This window comes from Vibrio halioticoli NBRC 102217, assembly GCF_000496695.1.
GTDB classification, from domain to species: Bacteria; Pseudomonadota; Gammaproteobacteria; order Enterobacterales; family Vibrionaceae; genus Vibrio; species Vibrio halioticoli.
In genome coordinates, this window is record NZ_BAUJ01000008.1 from 108,151 (window position 1) to 128,118 (window position 19,968).

At 45.5% G+C, this 19,968-nt stretch carries 1 protein-coding gene; it reads left to right on the forward strand.

Going from position 1 to position 19,968, the window contains the following annotated elements; genetic code table 11:
* The first annotated feature begins 129 nt into the window (after positions 1 to 129).
* The gene (locus VHA01S_RS04105) at positions 130 to 19,863 is read left to right on the forward strand and encodes a retention module-containing protein (RefSeq protein WP_023403088.1); all 19,734 of its coding nucleotides are present in this window, start codon (positions 130 to 132) and stop codon (positions 19,861 to 19,863) included.
* Positions 19,864 to 19,968 lie beyond the last annotated feature (105 nt).

Below are 19,968 nucleotides of genomic sequence, written 5' to 3' on the forward strand. Positions count from 1 at the left end.
AATAAAGGGTTTTATATTATTTTTTGATTGTTAAAATGTGATGTAAGTGAAGTGCTATAACAACACAGTTGTATTGTGGAGTACTGCCTCGATGATGGATTATTCAGGCAGAAGACAAGGATGTAGGTTATGAAAGAGCAAATACTGATCACGGATGTATCTGTTATAGAAGCATTGGGCAATTCGGTTGTCATCAACGCATCTAGCCCGGCAAAACAAATTCAAAAAGGCGACAGGCTCCAAAAAGGGGATGTGTTGTTGATAGGTGAAGATGCCAAAGTCATGGTGCAATATGGCGCTAAGGCCGAAATCTTCAATCAAAACTGCGCAGTATGTGTGGCTAGCGTAGGCCCAGAACAATCATCAGTTCTCGCATCATCAGATTTACGCTCATCTCTCGAGTTACAAGATCACCCCTCTCAATATAACGAGCAAGATATTGCTGCGGTTCAAGAAGCGATCTCTCGTGGAGAAGATCCGGCTGAGATACTGGATACTTTGGCAGCAGGACATAACGTCGATGCACAAAATTCTGCAAACGGCGGTTTTGTTAGTGTCGATATGGATCACGTTGAAACTCGACCAGAAACACTATTTGAAACCGATGGCGTATTAATTGAGGTTGAAGATGTAGAAGACGATGGTTTAACTATCAATTTTGCCGATGGTGGTGGTGAGATTAATACTGCTCTTGCTGAGGGGTCGTTAACGGCTGCTACGTATCCGCAAACGACAGTAGGTAGTGTCGTTGTCGAACAAGCTACCTTTGCCTTAGATCCGGATACATTTACCGTAGTTCCCGTTGATGTAGACGCGGTACTGGCAGAGCTAAATGCTCATATTACCTCAGGCGGTGAGGCGGTGAGTTTTGTCTACGATGAGGGGCTAAATGCGCTGGTAGGTACGCTTAATGGGTTAGAAGTGATCTCTTTTACCATTGCTGAAACCGTACTCGATAGTGGTATCGAGTTAAGCGTGACGACCTTAGTTTCACAGCCTATCGACCATCTAGATGTGAACGGTCAGTATGTCTCTATTGCCAATGATCAGCTCAGTGTAAACTTTGCCATTACCGGTGAAGATATCAGTGGCTTTGAACTTATCGACCCGGTGCAGTTTAGTGTAGTGGTATCCGATGGAGACAACGCCCTTATCGATGCGGTTGTTTCAGATGAAGTAGAATCTAACGGGGCCAGTGTTAACGTTATTTCTGGTGAGTTGTATCAGCTGGGAAGTGATGGCTTAGATAGCGTGGTGTTTGATGCACAGAGTTTGGCCTTATTTGATGGATTGCTGTCGAATAATTCACAAACTCAAGTACAGCTCAGTGACGATGGTACTACCTTGACGGTGGTATTGCGTGACGACCCATCGAGTAAAGTGTTTGAAATTACGTTAGATCGTAACGGCGGTTATTCGTTAGAAGCTTTTCAAGCCATAGAACAAAACAGCCTAGAAACCTTAAGCGTTGCTCTGCCTGTCACAGTGACCGACAACGATGGTGACATTAGCAAAGGCTTTTTAACTTTAGGTTTAACCGACGGTAATGACTTAACCATCAATAGCGTGATTGCGCCAACCGCTAATGAGGACGAAATCGGAATCACTTCGCCATCTTCTTCCGGTGACATTGGTCTTATTCAAGGCAGTGATGATGTTGAGTCCATTATTATTGCACCTTCAGTACTGCTTGATAGTGCATGGAACCAATTAACGTCCAATGGCGAAGCAACAGGCTTGCGCCTTGAAGAATCCACAGTTCAACAAAACGGCGTTGGGGATTTAGTTAAAGATAAGCTGGTGGTGTATCTAGAAAGCGATCCGACCAGCGTGGTTTTAGAAGTTATCGTCAATGTAGACGGCACCTATCAAGTCTATCTAAAACAAGCCCTAGACCAAGATAGCCAAAACCTGACTTCTCTTGATGTCCCTGTGATAGCTGTTGATACCGATGGTGATAGCAAACAAGAAACCATCTCTTTGGAGATTGCCGATGGCAGCGATCCAACCGGTCAAGATAGTTTGCTTGATTACATTGAAATCGAAGACGAATTTAGCACCTCTCGTGAGATTGTTTTCACTCAAGGCAGTGACAAAATTGCCGATATTTCTTTTGAAGCGAGTGTGGTGGATGACGCCACGTGGCAAGGTATCGTCAGTAACGGTGAGCAAACCTCAGTAACGTTTGTGGATAATAAAACCATTCAAGTCAATACCGTAAATGGCGATCCAGTCTTGCTGGTCACTATTGATAATACGGGTAAATATACGCTGACTCAGTATCGCGCTATTGAGCAAGATACGGATGTATTAAATCTGATTATTCCTACCACCGCCACTGATACCGATGGCGATTCAGTGACTCAAAACATCACTATTACCGTGCGTGATAACATCAGTCCAACAGGTGACCCAAGCGAGGTGAGTTACACCGAAACGGGCAGTGTTGGGCAAGCCAATCAAGGTCAAATTGATTTTTCGGTGTTTAGTGATGCCATCGAAACGGTGCAATTTTTACCCTCAAGCATTGTGGCGCCAATTTGGGCCGATCTGACTTCTAATGGCGAAGAGACCAGCGTTAGTTTGTCCAGTGACGGCACAGTATTAACCGTATCAACCGCCACTCAAGACGTGCTTATTGTCAGCATTGGCGTTGACGGCAGTTACAGTATTGTGCAAAACGCAGGGCTTGATCACCCAAGTGCTGGCGCTCTATCTGATAATTTATTAGTGTTACCTATCAATGTATTAGCCACTGATTATGATGGTGATACTGCCTCAAACGTGGTTTCGATTAACATCACCGATGGCGCCGATCCACAGGCTGCTAACAGTAGCATTCAATATATCGAACTTGGCGAAATAGTGAGAACCGTTTCGGCTCAAGTAGTGATTACTAAGGGTTCGGATGCCATAGATACTGTGGTGATTGACCCTGAAATCATTAACGACCCTAACTGGTTAGGTATTACTAGCGGTGATTTGGATACCGAGCTTCGCGTCGATGGAAATGCGTTGACCGTTTATTATCTCGATGCTGGCAACAATGAAGTGCAAGTGCTCAACGTGAGTATTGCTCTAGACGGCACTTATACTGTGGTGCAGTCCAAACCGATAGACCAAGATCCGACGACCGATTCTATCTTGCTCGACATTCCTGTGCTCGTCACGGATACCGACCAAGATACTGCCAATGCCAATATCGCCTTAACCATCATAGATGGTGCTCCGCCAGTGGTGAGCGATAAAACCATCGCCTTCACTGAAAAAGCCACGGAACAAAGTTTTTACGATCAATTTTTAATTGTGGTGGCTGATGACCCGATTGAGACTGTGGTATTTAATGTTGATGCGTTAAACGCCGATCCTATTTGGGATGGTTTAGTGAGTAATGATTTACCACTGAGTTTTTCTTTAAGCAACAATGACACTTTACTGACACTGTATGTTACCGGCGATACCAGCAATAAAGTGCTTGAAGTTGAACTGGAAGATCTGGCGGGCAACTTTAGAGTCACACAATTTCAAGCCTTAGATCATAGCGTGTTAGAGACTTTGCTATTGGATCTAAGAGTGGACGTATTTGATACCGATGCGTTAGACAGCGAACCGCAAATTGCCAATATTAGCATCGAGATCACCGATGGTGACAATGCCACTGTCACGCCGAGCACTGCGCCATTGATCACCGAAACAGGTCAAGAGATCACTGTCTCGGGCACAGTAAATGTGCAGCAGGGAAGTGACGATGTATTTAGTGTGGTGTTTGATAAAACCAGCATTGAAAACGATACCGATTGGACAGGGCTGTTAAGCAACAATAGCAGTCTAGAGGTCAGTGTTACTGGCAATAATCTGGTTGTGTATGTGTCAGGTGACAGCAGTAATTTAGTACTGGAAGCCACCATCAATGCAGATGGTAGTTACACTGTCACTCAATATCAGGCGTTGGAACATAATGGCACTGATTCTATCTCATTAACCTTGCCTGTGATTGTCACCGATACCGATAATGATTCAGTCTTTACCGACATCTCATTGCAAATAGAGGACGGGGACGACCCTGTTATCGTCAATGCGAATGTTGAGTTGTTTGATGACGCGACTGATACGCCAACCGCTGCGACAGGAAATGTCGGCTTAGCGGTTGGCAGTGACGTCATAGAATCGATGAACGTTACCTTAACCGATGCTGAATTGGCAGCATGGTCCAATATTGAAAGCAACGGTCAAGCAACCACGTTAGAGGTGGCATCGGGGCAATTATTGTTGACCTTAGATGACGGTACCGAGGTATTAAAGCTGGAAATTGGTTTGGATGGGCAGTATTCAGTTACGCAATTTTTGCCGATAGACCAACCTGCTTCCAACCAAAACCTATTGTCGGTGACGGTAACCGCAACTGATGCGGATCAAGATGATGATAGCTCTGTGATTAGCATTACTATCAATGATGGTGTTGATCCAACTTCAACGGCTAGCGTGAGTACGCCACTGGATGAAAATGACATCAATGACCCCGATCAGATGGCCAAAACAGGCAATATTGGCCTGACCGATGGTGTGGACGATTTTGCCAGTGTGGTGTTTAACGCCAGTGTGGAACAAGATGCCACTTGGCTTGCGCTTCGCAGTGACAATCAAGCCACAGAAGTCAAACTCAGTGATGACGGCACAACGCTGATTGTACATCTGCAAGGGGATGAAACGGCAATTGTGCTGACCACCACTATTAACTTTGATGGTAGCTATAGCATTCAACAATTGCGCGCATTAGAGCAAGACGTTGACAGCAATGTGAATGATTTAACTCTGCAAGTTGATGCGACCGATACCGATGGCGACGTGACTTCAACGACCATATCGGTTCCCGTCACCGATGGCGCAGATCCGAGCATTGTCAATGACAGCATCACTGTGGAAGAAGACCAAATTGGCGACCCTGATATTCAACCCCAACCTGGGGATCTTGGTTTAGTCAAAGGGACGGATTTAGTTGAATCAGTCGTGATTGATGATTCGGTATTGACCAACTTGGACTGGACATCCATTACCAGTAATGGCAATGGTGTTACCTTAGAACTGTCATCGACAAATCAGCTGAATGTGGATGACACCTTGCTTATTAGCCGCACCGATAACGACGCTCCGGTACTAAAAATCATCGTCAACATTGATGGCACATACAGCATTGAATTGTTTGAGCCTATAGATCAATTAAGCGGTGATTCTGTTACTTTGTCGCTGCCTGTTTCGGCAAACGACGCCGATGGTGATAGCTCGCAAGCAAATATTATTGTGACTGTGAATGACGGCGCGGATCCTAGTGGCGTGGACAGCACAGTCAATTTGCAAGAAACCACAGGCGTTGTTAGCGAAGGCAACCAAATCGTCTTTAGCGCAGGCAGTGAAGATATTGCCGATATCTCTTTTGATCCTGACGTGGTTTTAGATTCAGTGTGGAACGGGTTACAAACCAACGGCGAAGGGGTGACGGTTACATTAACGGACAGCAAAACTCTAGTTGTATCTTCGACATCTGGGGCTGAAGTATTAAAAGTAGTGATTGATAACGAGGGTAATTACCTTGTCACTCAATCTAAGCCAATTGAACAAGACTCAACGACCGATCTGACCAAGCTCATACTGCCCGTTATCGCCAGTGACTCTGAAGGAGATTCTGGTACGGCAAACATTACTATTAATATTACGGATAATATTGCACCTTCCGCGCCGCTAAGCCCAATCGCCTACATTGAAACCGGTGAAAGTGGCCAAACTAATACCGGAAATATCTTGTTTACCCCTGGCAGTGATGCTGTAGAAACCTTAGTCATTGATGACAGCGTTGAAAGTGATGCTATATGGGGCGCATTGACCAGCAATGGCGTAGCCACCGACTTAACTTTGGATGCAACGGGTAAAGTTCTAACGTTATCTACCTCAAGTGGCGTGGATGTTCTAGTGCTGACACTTGCCGATGATGGCAGTTATTCCTTAGTGCAAAACGCCGCTCTTGATCAGTTTGCTGCCAGTGATATGAGTGAACTGTTAGTGCCTGTGATTGCCACCGATTACGACCAAGATTCAAACTCGGCAAATATCAGTATTAAGATCACCGATGGCGACGATGCCACTGTCGAGGCCAGCAGTATTTCATTGGATGAAGATGGGGTTGCCATTAATACGGCAACCGATACTGGTAGCATTAATTTGCAAAAAGGCAGTGATGCCATTAAATCGGTCGAGTTTACTCTTAGCGACGCGCAACAAACGGCGTGGGAATCATTAACTAGCAATGGGCAAGACACGCAACTTGTTATCACTAGCAATGGTTTGACCGTACAACTGACCGATGGTACGCCTGTATTAACTTTAACTATCGATATTTCAGGCTCTTATACGGTCACTCAACTGCAAGCGCTAGACCAAACGGCAGATGTAAATGCATTGCAAGTGGGCGTTGCCGTTACCGATACTGACTTAGATGTGGTCGCGACCACTATTGATATCACCATCAATGATGGCGATGAATTTGCGCTCTCTGTTGATGAAGCGCTGTGGAATGAAGACAGCATTGGTGATGCACTGGTGCTGCCAATTACGGGCAGTTTGGGTTACCAAGGCAGTGACGCAATTTCGAGCGTGGTATTGGAACTCTCACCTGAGCAACTTAGCGCGTGGCAAAGTATTACCAGCAATGGTGAAGCAACCGTTTTAACCATTACTGATACAGGCATTACTGTGACCACCTTGGGCGGTGATGATGTGTTGGTGATTTCGGTCGATACAGACGGCACCTATACGCTTAATCAGTTAGCCGCCATTGACCAAGATGAAAACGACGCACTCAATCCCGATACCTTAGTGTTAGATGTGGGGGTTGCGGTTACCGATACCGATGGTGATGTCACGCGCGCACCGATTTCTTTCTCCATTAGTGATGGTACTGACCCCGTCATCGTAAATGATATTGCCGATCTGTTGGAAAATGATATTGGTGATGTGACCAAGCAGCCATTTGCCGGCGATTTATCATTAGATGCAGGCAGTGATGCTGTGGTCAGTATTGCGATTAACGAAGATGTGGTTGCACTAGATAGCCCTTGGCAAGACCTCACCAGTAACGGCCTTGCTACCAATGTTGCTTTATCATCCACCCATCAAAGCGGCATCAACGACACTTTAACCGTATCACTTGCCGATGGTACGGTAGTGATGAAAGTGATCGTTGGTATTGATGGTTTGTACAGCATCGATTTGAGAGAGCCCCTTGATCAAGACATCAATAATTTAACCGAGTTAAGTATTAGCGTTGATGTCAAAGACAGCGATTTAGATGTGAGCTCTGCGACCATAAGCGTTAAGGTCACAGACGGTACTGATCCAAGCGGTAGCAATAGTGAGATTATTCTCAACGAAATTTCTGGCGTGCAATCCGATAGCGGGCAGATTGATTTTGTTGCGGGTAGTGAAGATATCCAGAGCTTGAGTTTCAATCCAGACGTGGCGTTAGATGCTACATGGAATGGATTGCTTAGCGAAGGCTTAGCAACAGAGGTAGTGCTATCCAATAGTAATAAAACGCTAACAGTTATTGTTGATGGCGACCCAGATCAGAAAGTACTTGAAGTGACCATTGATGATGATGGCGAATATGTTGTCACTCAGTTTAAACCGATAGAACAAGACGCGCTTTCCAATCTTACTGATCTCATACTGCCAGTGTTGGCGAAAGATTCAGACGGTGACAGTGGCACAGCCAACATCAACATCAAAATCAATGATGCGGGTAATCCTGTTGGCTCGGATATCAATGTCAATTTCAAAGAAGAGGGTTTGCCGCTTGAAATCAGCGATCAGCAAATTGTCTTTACTCCGGCAAGTGACTCTATTGAAACCTATCAATTGGACGCCAGTTCCATTGCAGTAGATGCCTGGAACAACCTCACCAGTAATGGCGCTGCCACCTCGGTAAGCATAAGCGGCAATACTCTGTCGGTGATTTTGGCGGATGGCTCAGATACGGTGGTATTACAGTTGGTTCTTGCCGATGACGGCAGTTTTAGCGTTAAGCAAAACTTGCCTCTTGACCAAGATGTGACCAGCAACGTCAATGAGCTCTCGGTGAGTGTGATTGCCACCGATTTTGATGGTGATAGTGACAGCGCAGACATAAAACTTAAGATCACTGACGGTATTGATCCTGAAATACTAGACGCCACATTGAATTTTGTCGAAGTGATCGACGGCTCGTCTTTTACAGGCACTATGACCATCAATAAGGGCATTGATGACATCGCCAGTGTTAAATTTGCTGATTTAGCGGCTGACTCTCCTTGGGGCTCCATTACCAGTGACGGTCAACCCACAAACTTAAGCATTAACACCGATAAAACCGAGATTACTGTCTATAAAGACGGTGATCTTTCGCAATTGGTGCTAGTGGTGAAGATTGCTGCCGATGGTACCTACACCATTACCGAATACGACGCGCTCGACCAACCCGTTGATGGGCCGTTAGCCCTTGAGCTTGATGTAGTGGTGACTGATACCGATTTAGATGTGGATACGGGCACGCTAAAACTGAACATTTTTGATGGCGCGGATCCCGTGGTATTGGATGGTGCGATTGATATTGTCGAAATTTCCGGTGAACAAACCTTTTACGAAAGCTTTGTGATTACCCAAGGTACAGATGAAATCATTGCGGTGACGTTTGGCGATAGCATTGAAACAGCCGTTGAATGGAGCGGATTGGTCAGTAATGATTTAGCCACTAACGTAGCGGTGACCAATAGCCCTAATAATAACTTGCCAGGTAACACCTTAATTACCGTTTATATTGGCAATGATCCGACCAATAAAGTATTGGAAGTTGAAATTCTCGACCTAGAAGGGAACTACCGAGTCACGCAATTCCAAGCGCTTGATCATGAAAGTTTAGAGAAGTTACTGCTCGATATTCCTATTTTTGTTGAAGACAGTGACGACCAAACAGACCCGGTAGAAGCAAAAATAGAGCTGACTATTTCTGATGGTGATGATCCTGTACTAAGTAGCGATACACAAGCGTGGAATGAAGACGATATTGGTGTCGCTTTCCCTATCTTCTCCGATCTAAATCTTGTGACCGGCAGTGATGATATCAGCAGTGTCCGCTTTGAATTGACTACAGACCAGCGCACCGCATTAGAAAACTTAACAAGCAATGACTTAGCCACAGATGTTGTAGTGACAGATAAAAGCATAGTGGTCAGCCAATCAGGCCAAGATGTGTTAGTGGTGACATTAAAAGACGATGGCTCTTATTCCATTGAGCAAAAACGACCGCTTGATCAAGACGCAACAGATAAAACCAATTTAGTATTTGATGTGGTGGTGGCAGACACTGATGGCGACGACAACATTGATCCTATCACCAACAGGCCGCCTTCTGTGATTGATATTACCATTACCGATGGCAGTGTGATTGAGTCTGATGATGCCACCCTTGCTTGGGATGAAGACGATATTGGCAGTGCTGGCTACGAGGTGGAAGGGGATCTGAATTATCAAGGCAGTGACGCCATTGATACCGCAGTGATCAGCTTAACGACTGCGCAGCTAACGGCGTGGCAAGCTATTACCGTTAATGGGCAATCCACAACACTGGAACAAACTGACCAAACCTTAATTGTACGTTCGGCTGGTGTGGTGGCTCTGCAACTGACCCTCAATAGTGACGGCACTTTTAAGTTGGAGCAATTCCTCGCCGTTGACCAAGCCAACAGTGGCGGTGATGAAACTTCACTTAGTGCAGGTGTGGTATTTACGGATACCGATGGTGATACTGCAAATTCAACCATTACTGTCACCATTGACGACGGCTCTGATATTAAGTCAAGTGATGTGACTGAGGGCTGGAATGAAGATGAAAGAGGCACAGATACACAGCCAATAGAAGGGGACATAGGTCTGACTTTGGGCGCTGACGTGCTCGCCAGTTTAGACTTTGTGCTTGATGCGGCGCAACAAACCCAGTGGCAATCCATTACCAGTAACGGACGTGCAACCAGCTTGGTAGTGAATGAACGTTCAATTGAAGTGTTTGATGGCAGTACTTTGGTGTTGTCGATGAGCATGGATAATGCGGGTAACTACAATATTGAACAATTTGCTGCCATTGATCAGACTGCTGTTAACGATCTGCTTGAGCTTTCAGTAGGGGTGAGCGCGATTGATGCCGATAACGATGAAACACTCAGTGAGATCGTACTGGAAATCGAAGATGGCGCAGATATTGGGTTGACGGCCTCTACGGTACGCATCAATGATAATTCCCTTGATGCTACGCCATCTATTGGGGATTTAGATCTCACCGATGGTAGTGACGCACTGGTTAACCTTGCGTTTAATTTGGCAACTGGTCAATTGAATCAATTAGGGGCGTTAACCAGTAATGGCAAAGAGACTGAATATACGATCACCGAAGATAATACTCTGATCACGCTTTCACTCAGTGAAGCACCGAACGCGTCAGTGTTGACCATTAAGCTTAATCAGGACGGCACCTATGTGGTCGATCAAATCCAAGCAATTGACCAAACGGCAAGCAATGATAGATACATTTTAAACTTGAATGTGGATGCTACCGATACCGATGGTGATGTGACCAGTGTGAATGCCAGAGTGAGAATCGACGATGGTGATGATCTTACTTTCACCGATGCCGCTATCTCTCTGCAATGGAATGAAAATAATATTACTGGCGGAGTAGATTTCCCAGTCACTGGCGATGTGGGGTTAACCCAAGGGGCCGATGCGATAGCCTCGGTGGTGTTCTCATTAAGTAGCAGTCAGCAATCTGCGTGGGATGGATTAACCTCCAACGGCATTGACACTAAAGTTGTGATTAGTGCAGACGGACAAACCTTTAGTCTAGTGACCGATGACACTAATTTAACCCCTGTATTTGTCGGCACTATCGGTCTCGATGGCAAATACAGCTTTGAGCAGCTGCAAGCGTTAGATCAAGTTGCCTCGGATGATTTTAATCGCTTAGGTGTCACCGTTGAAGCTACCGATAGCGACAATGACACAGTCACTAAAGAGATCAGCATCAACATAGAAGATGGTACCGATCCAAACTCGGACGACCAAGTGACGGCTGTCGATGAGAACCTCATTCTTGACCCAGATGCAGCTCCTGTCACGGGCAGTGTCGATTTAGTGAAGGGGATTGATGCGGTTGCGACAGTAAAATTTGATGCTTCATTGAGTACAGATTTGGCGTGGGGCTCACTGCTCAGTAACAACCAGGCGGTTGGCTTACTGTTAAGCGCAGATGGCACCACTTTTACCGTACATATTGCGGGTGACACCAGTGATGTAGTGCTGGTGGCAAGCATAAACTTAGACGGCTCTTATTCCATTGAGCAATTGCAAGCTCTTGAGCAAGACAATACCGCTTTGGATATTAACGACCTTACCTTGATTGTGAATGCGACCGATACGGATGGGGATGTGTCAACGGCTGAAATCAACGTCAAGATCGCCGATGGCACTGATCCACAAGTGAATGTTGTGCCGGCAGTGACACTGGCGGAGAGTAGTATCGACCAAGGTGATACAGGCGTACCACCAATCCAAGGCGGTAAAGATCCTGATGCGAACCTAGAGAGTGCTAGTTCAAGCGTCACTTACCTACAAGGCAGTGACGATGTTGAAGCCTTTTATTTAGATACCGCCAATGTGAGCGCCACTTTTTCCGATGGTAGCGGTACTGTCGCACTGACGTATCAAGGTCAACCGATTACCTTTATTGTGGTTACCGGCGGCTATATGGGTGTGGCATCGGTAAATGGTCAACAGCTGGATATTCTGTCCATTCAAATCAACAACGATTTAACCAGTGCTGACTTTGGCCAATTTGATTTTGAGTTAATACGAGCCATTGATCACCCAATCTCTGGTCCTGATACCAATCCAGATTCTGCTGATACCGTTAACATTGTATTGCCTATCTATGTGCAAGATATGGATGGGGATAATTCTCCAACCAAAGACTTAGTCGTCAGCGTGGTGGATGATGTGCCAGAGGTGATTGAAAAATCCTTTACCGTGACTGAGGGAGATGCTGCTTCAACTATTAATGTGTTGAAACAGAGCGGCCTCGAAACTGAAGGCGCAGATGATGGGGCATTAACCCAGATTCAAATTGGCAGTACGGTTATCTCCATTGATCCTAGCGGCGGTTTCCAAAGCTTTAATTTGTATAGCGACGGTAGCGATCCTGCTAATCCGATTGATGCAGACTCTCTGATGGGGGTATTAGAGGTTAACCCTGATGGGCGAATCCGATTCACCGCAGAGGATGACGTTAAGCAAACAGGAGACTCTGTTGTCATTGATGTACAAGTGACAGCAACCGATGGCGATGGCGATACCAGTACCAAAGCAATCAATATCCAAGTGGATGATATTACTTCACAAATCACTTCAACTGGAGCAAGTGGCAGTGAAGATGCAGGTCGAAGCGTCACTCAAAATGACACTAACGCTCAGGATAATCTTCCTGTAGGTGATGCGCCAATCAAGGTCAATATCAGTGTTAACACAGACGATTTTGATAATAACGAAGAGCTTGGCGCGATTACAGTAAAAGGGGTAGATGCCACAGAAGGTGATTTTTATTACTTCAACGGCATTAATTATGTAGCGCTGACCGTTAATGGCTCAGAAGTGACCCTCAGTAAAGATCAGCTGATGGTATCAACGCTAGATAATGAAAACTGGAATGTGGAGAATTTATTCTTTGTTCCGGCGCGAAATCAAGGTTCAGAAGGCTCTGATTATTCTTATGACATCAGTGTTGAGGTGTATCGAAATAATGCCCTTAGCGAAACGTTAGATGGTAGCTTAGCCGTTGAGGTAAAAGCCATTGCCGATTCCGCAACATGGGAGCCATCAGCGGGTAATTTCGAAGTTACGGTCGATGAAGATGGTGACGATGCGATTTTACAAATCTTGGCGCAAACCCAAGACCAAGACGGCTCTGAAACCATTACTTATGAAGTGAGCTTTGTTGAAGAACTAGGCCATCAACTGTTGATCGATGGCGTAGTGCAAACGCCTAATGGCTTTGGATTGTTTGTTATCTCTGCTGATGATATTGGTAAGGTCACGGTGAATCCAACGGAGAACTGGAGTGGCACCATTTCTGTAAAAGTGGTCGCTATTACCACTGAATCCGATGCTAACGCTTTAGTACCTGAAGCTCGCTCTGAAGAGCGCTTCTTTAGCATCAAGGTCAATCCAATCGCGGATGACGGCGCTATGGTACTTACCCGTATTCAGTTAGAAGAAGATACCACCACCACTTTAGATCAACATATTAAGCTTAACCCAAGCCAAGATCTTGACGGTTCAGAGCAATTATTGGTGCAAATTTCTGGGCTAGCAGACAGCAATGGCAACTTAGCCACGTTAACTTGGCTTGGAGACCCTGCGGATAACCCGATCACTGAGATCTCCACTGGGGTATACGAAATCCCTTATGACATGCTTTCGCAAGTGCAGTTTACCCCTTACTTAAACAGTAACGTCGATTTTAATATGACGGTGGTAGGGATTATTCGAGACTTTGCCCAGCAACTGGAAAACATTGATGAGACCACAGGTACAGGTACGTCTGTTACGGTCAGCAATGATAAAATTATAGATTCTCGACAGTTGGTGGTTGATCTTAAAGGCGTCGCAGATTTTCCAACCATTAATATAGATGGACTGGGCGATACGTGGCACCCAATTTTAGATGGCGAAGGAAATGCGGTAGGTGTTGAAACGTTAATCGATGAAAATAGCGACGTGCCATTGAACTTTAAAGTGTTTAGTGGAGAGCTTGCCGATACGCCGTTAGATGATTCCGAATCAGTGACGGTTTTGATTTCCAATATTCCCGATGGCGTAAAAGTACTTGATAGCGAGAACAACGAAGTTGACCTGTTGTTTGTTGGTTATGAATCGTCAGGTGGGCCAATTTATCAAGCGAACCTTACCGAAGCGGGCGTTGATACAGGTATCATTTTAAGACCTATTCCTTCATTTACCGGCAATATCGATCTTAAGGCAACTTTAGTTGTTACCGAAAGTGATGGTGATACCAAGATCATTGAAGGTGATATTTTCATCAAGGTTCAGCCAGTGATTGATGCCAAAGATGGGTATCAGCGCACTTCTACAGGCAACGAAGACAGCTTTATTGAAATTGATTGGCACCCTTCAGATGCGGATTATCCTGACTCTGATGAGGTGATTAAATTAGTCACACTGTCGGGTTTTCCTGCCGGTTCTGAAGTGAGAATTGACGGCGTAATCACAACGGTTGCAGCTGACGGGCGAATTATCATTTCTGAAAGCAACGGTTTACGTGCACTGCTTAGTGGTTCAGGTATTGTGGAAGTAAAACCGCCTGCCGATGACAGTACTGACTTCCAACTCAGCGTGACCATTGAAGTTTCAGAAGACGACTACGAGTTCACCGACGGTCAAGCTGAGTTTGAAAGTACAGCAACGGCCATCATTAATGGTACGGTGGATGTGGTGGTGCGTCCTGTGGTGGAAAGTGACGCCAATTTATCGGTCACTGATTTAGCTAACCAAGTCACTGGCGATGCGGCAAACCCAATTGTTGCTGATGCCAATGGCATGATTAACTTCACCATCAATGAAGCAAAAGATGATGCGTACAGCGTTAACTTTACTGATTTAGATATTACGCAAATTGAGCAAGACGCATTAGATAAATTAGCCGCAGATCCTAGCGCTATCTTAACCCCAGAGGAAGAGCAGGCATTAGCGCAAAATCCAGATGAAATCGTCGAAGAATTGGTGGTTGATTTCGGAACGCTAGAGCAAGATATTCTGGATCAATTGGTGATCATCGGCGCACTAAATAACGGGGATGGTAAATGGGTTGTTACCGACGAAGATGACTTCACCATTGTTGCGCCTAGCGGGTTAAAAATTGCAGGGGACGGCGACGATGCGTTTTCTAATATCACCATTACTTTTACTGCGTTGGTGTATGACAAAGGTGAAGAGGGTGAACAAAGCGCGCGCGTTCAAAAACAAACCGATGTTACCTTACGCTTCCCTGAGGATGTGGTCGTAAACGATTCATTTGCTGCCGAGTTAGAGGTGAAAACCGAATCTGACGACATCATCATTGGCATAGAAGATACCAATATTAACCTAGGCCAACAATTGATGAGCAAGGACATTCTTGCCACAACGGCGGATAAAGATGATGTCGCCGATTTGTTAACCTTAGTTTTTGCGCAGGCGGATTTACAAGGATTTACGATAGCGGGCGCGGAATTTGATTACACTACCGCAGATTATGTGTTTAAAGGCAACATAGACGAAAACGGTAATGTTCTAGGTTTAGATAATCTGGTATTGGTTCCACCACAAGATTATGCCGGTGATGCACTTCTTGATTTTAGAGCGGTGACCACAGACACCAAATCCGGTGATGAACGATATTTTGATCTTACAATTCCGGTGGCAATTTCTCCGGTGGTGGAGACTTCACAAACACTCAGTATCGCCGTTAAAGGTACTAGCGGATTGGATGCGGATTTTGTCCCTATTGCTGAAGGTGGCACTGAAGTATATCAAGATGATATTGCCTACGAAGATGGTGTGATTCATTTACAAATTGGTGTTGAATCTACTGATATTGATAGCGCGGTGGAACGAGGTGTAGAGCACTATCAAACAGTGACTATCGCCCTTAAAGACCCAAGTGAAGGTGTATTGATTGACCCTGATGGGAATGAAGTGAGTTCATTCACCATGACCTTTGATGCAAGTGATCCAACCGCAATCGAAGATTTCCTGCAAGATGTGCAGTTTAAACCGGCCGAGAATTTCCCTACGGGTGATAACGATAACCTTGTTGAGTTAACCATTTCTGGCACGCTCAGAGATATCACTGATTTTGATCAAACGCCACTTTACGACCATCCATCCAATACTGATGCAGACGTAGCCTTTAGCGGTGAGCTTTCCTTTGAAGTGACCCCTGTGGTTGATGACATTATTGTTGAGGGTGGTGACCGCTCCAACAAGATTGTGATTACCGGTAATGAAGATACGCCTATTTTCTTAGACCAAATTCAGGGCACACCATTTACTATTTCGTTAAAAGATAACGACGGTTCGGAAGAGTTTGTTTCGTTACGTATATCGGGAGTGCCTGATGATTTTCTGGTCAGTTCGTCAAGTGCCTCTGATCCAGACGGATTTACCGTTAAAAACAATGGTGATGGATTCTGGACCATTCAGTTAAACAACCCATCAGTCACTAGCGTTTCCTTTGCGGATTTGGAAATTACGCCTGCGGAGCAATTTAGTGGCATCGTTGATTTAGGCATTGTTGCCTTTACTCAAGAAAAGTTACTCGGCGTTCCAGTGGAGCACAACGCTAGTTTTACTTTGGTGGTTAACCCTGTTGCGGATGCGGTTGATACTGCAATTGTTGATTCGGTTTCTGGCATCGAAAGTGAAGACATTGAGATAAAAATTAATGCGCAGATTATTGATGATGAGTACTCTCTTGCGGGCATAGTGAATGAAGAGAGTGCCCCAGAGACATTGCGGGTCACGGTACTGGATGTGCCCGATGGTGCAAGCATTCGCTTGTTTGATGGCACCAGTTTTGTCGACAACGGCGATGGCAGTTGGACTTTAGATATTAATGCTCAACAGTTAGAGAGTATTTTCTTCAACTCTGGCGATAACAACGCCACCAACTGGAATCCTTCACAAATCAAGATTCAGGTTCAATCTGTCGAATATGACGTCAATGGCGTGGAATACACTAATCCTGCCGCCATCACAGAGCAAGTGGTGGACTTGACCATACAAGAAGCCAATGACCAACCACTGTTTGGTGGCGTCACGCCCATAGATGCTATCGAAGACAATGAATATATCATTGATAACCTAAGTATTTCGGACGTTGATGAAGTGGATGATCCTGACGCTATTTATACCTTTATTATAAGTGTTGAAAGTGGCTTATTGAATTTCCAAGATGGCGCGGAAACCCTGTTTGGGGTGCAACTCACCCCTACATCCGATACAGCTGCAACTTCTATCACTGTCGAAGGCACAATCGCCAATATTAACGCGGCCTTGCAAGACGGTGTTCGCTTTAACCCTGACAGCAACTTCAATGGTGATGTCAAAGCGAGCATTTTTGTTGACGATGGTGGCAACTTTGGCATTGTGGCAGAAGCGAATGAAAACAGCGCAGACTTTATCATCACTGTACAACCTGAAAACGATCAGCCTCTGTTTGCGGCTATTGCCGATGAGGCGGTTGATGAAGAAGGGACTGTGCTGATTGATTCCATCCAAATCAGCGATATCGATCAAAGCGAATCACCAACAACCCAGTTTAGCGTTACTTTAGAGGTGGATGCAGGTGCAGGCAACTTCAGCTTTAATTCTGCGCCTGCAGGGGTAGTCGTTACGCCTGCCACAGGCTCATTGATAGTGCTAACGGGAACGCTCGCGGATATCAATACAGCACTGGCAACTGGCGTTCAATTTACCCCAGAAACAGACGTTACTGGCACATTACCTGTAACGGTTACGGTAAATGATGGCGCAAATGGTGGCATTGTTGATGCAGGTGATTCAAGTACATCAAATACCAATCAAGTGACCTTTGATGTCGTGGTGTCGCCAGTCAACGATGAGCCTATTATCACTGGTGCAAGTGATGTCACCACTGATGAAGATGCGAGCGTGCGTATATCGGGCATTCAAATCGATGATCCTGATCTTGCTGACGATGCCACAACCGATTATGTGGTCACTATTGAGGTAACAGATGGTCAATTGGATTTTGATGCTGTCGATAAAACGGCATTCCCAGGTCAAATACAGATCACCAATAATCAGATTGTGATTACTGGACTGGCTGATGATGTGAATACTTTGCTGAGCTCAGGTCTACTGTTTAACCCATCCAGTGATTATACCGGCACGGTTTCGGCCACCGTTACGGTCAGCGATGGCGGCAATGCCGGCAGTGGCGGGGCGTTAACAGCGACAGAGTCGTTTGATATCACGGTAAATGCGCTAAATGATACCCCTGATATTGCTGATTTACCGACTCTTACTACGGATGAAGATAGCGATCTGCTGATCACCAATATTCAAATTTCTGATGTTGATGAAACGCAGGCGCCAGACGCCATTTATAATGTCACCATTGATGTGGATTCAGGCCAGCTTTCGTTCCTTTCTGACGTAGAAACAACCTACGGCATCACTATCGTGACGGCGACATTGCCTGCTAACAGTGTTGAAATTTCCGGTACGATTTCGCAGATAAATGCCGCCTTAGCCAACGGCATTAATTTTGCCCCGCAGAGCAATAGCTCTGGCAGCGTCAAAACGACGGTACTGGTTGAAGATAACGGCAATTTTGGGGTAGTTAACGACCCTAAATCGCAAACCAAAGAGTTTGATATTGAAGTTTCTGCGGTCAATGACGACCCAATCACTACCTTACCAAGCGATATTACCGTTGATGAGGGGGGCACCACTAAAGTAGAAGGTATTCAAGTTTCTGATGTGGACTATGTGGGCAGTAATGCCAATGCAGACATTGAGGTAGTACTGAGCGTTGATCTTGGCACTATCAATATAGTCACGACAAACTCTGCGGTGACTATCATTGATAACGACTCCTCATCAGTGACGTTGAGTGGGCCAATTGATGAAGTGAATGCAGTCTTGGCGCAAACCGATGCCTTGCAAGGTGTTTTCTACACCAGTGCGCAATACAGTAATAACGCCGAATTAACCATAGTCACCCGTGATAATGGAATCTTTGACGATGCAGGAACAAATGCTCAAGACAGTGATGTCGTGACCATCAATATTACCCCAGTTGCGAATGCGCCAACATTGACTCTAAATAGCGAAAATCAACGCAGCTTGAACACGGTGATCTCAGAGTCGGCGCTGGCTGCAAGAGGGGTACCTTTATTAGGGTTAATGGCGGCACTGACTGACGCAAGTGAAACCTTATCGATTGAGGTGCGAGGTCTGGATAGCGCGCTGACGATCCAATCGGCAAATGGCAGTGTGTTGGCTGGAAACGTTGCCGGCAGTTGGGTATTAGATGCTGCGGCGCTTAGCGATGCGGTCGTAGTACAGGTTGATCCACTAGTACTGCCATCGTCAGCTGTCAATTTTGATGTGGTGGCCGTTTCTACGGAAAGTGATCCAATGCTCACCGCTGAGTCGAGTGCGATAAGCTACGCCGTTACACTGGTTAGTGATGGCAGTGATTTGGACGCCTCGCTCGCCACAAGTGCCAGTACGCTGGTGGACGATGACCAAAGCTCAAGACTAATAGGCTCTGACTTTGATGATGAGCTGATTGGCGGAGAGGGGAACGATACTCTTATTGGGGGTCTTGGCTCTGATATTTTAACAGGCGGAGATGGCGCGGATATGTTTGTCTGGGAAGAGGTGGATGATAGTCAGTTGGATGTGATCACCGACTTTAATCTTGCCGACGGCGATCAGATTGATTTAGTGGGAGTGTTAGATGAGCTTGAATCGGGCGCAACCTTGGATGAATTGCTAGTCGATTTTGATAACAATCAGAATTTAACGGCCGCTATAGTTGAAAATAGTGATGACGTGCAGATAGAAGTCAGCTCAGACACTGAATCACAATCTATACTGATCAAAGGGTTAAACGACCAATTGAACTATGGAAGCGATCCAGACAAAGACTTACTGACCGCAATGTTTGAGAACCAAGTCTTTAAATACGACGGCAATTAGAGTCAAGCGATGTCATTTAGTACATACTTTGATTGTTAATGTTGGCATGTGAGCACCAAACTGTAAGGTATTGATAACCAATAGTTTGGTGTATCACATTTTAGG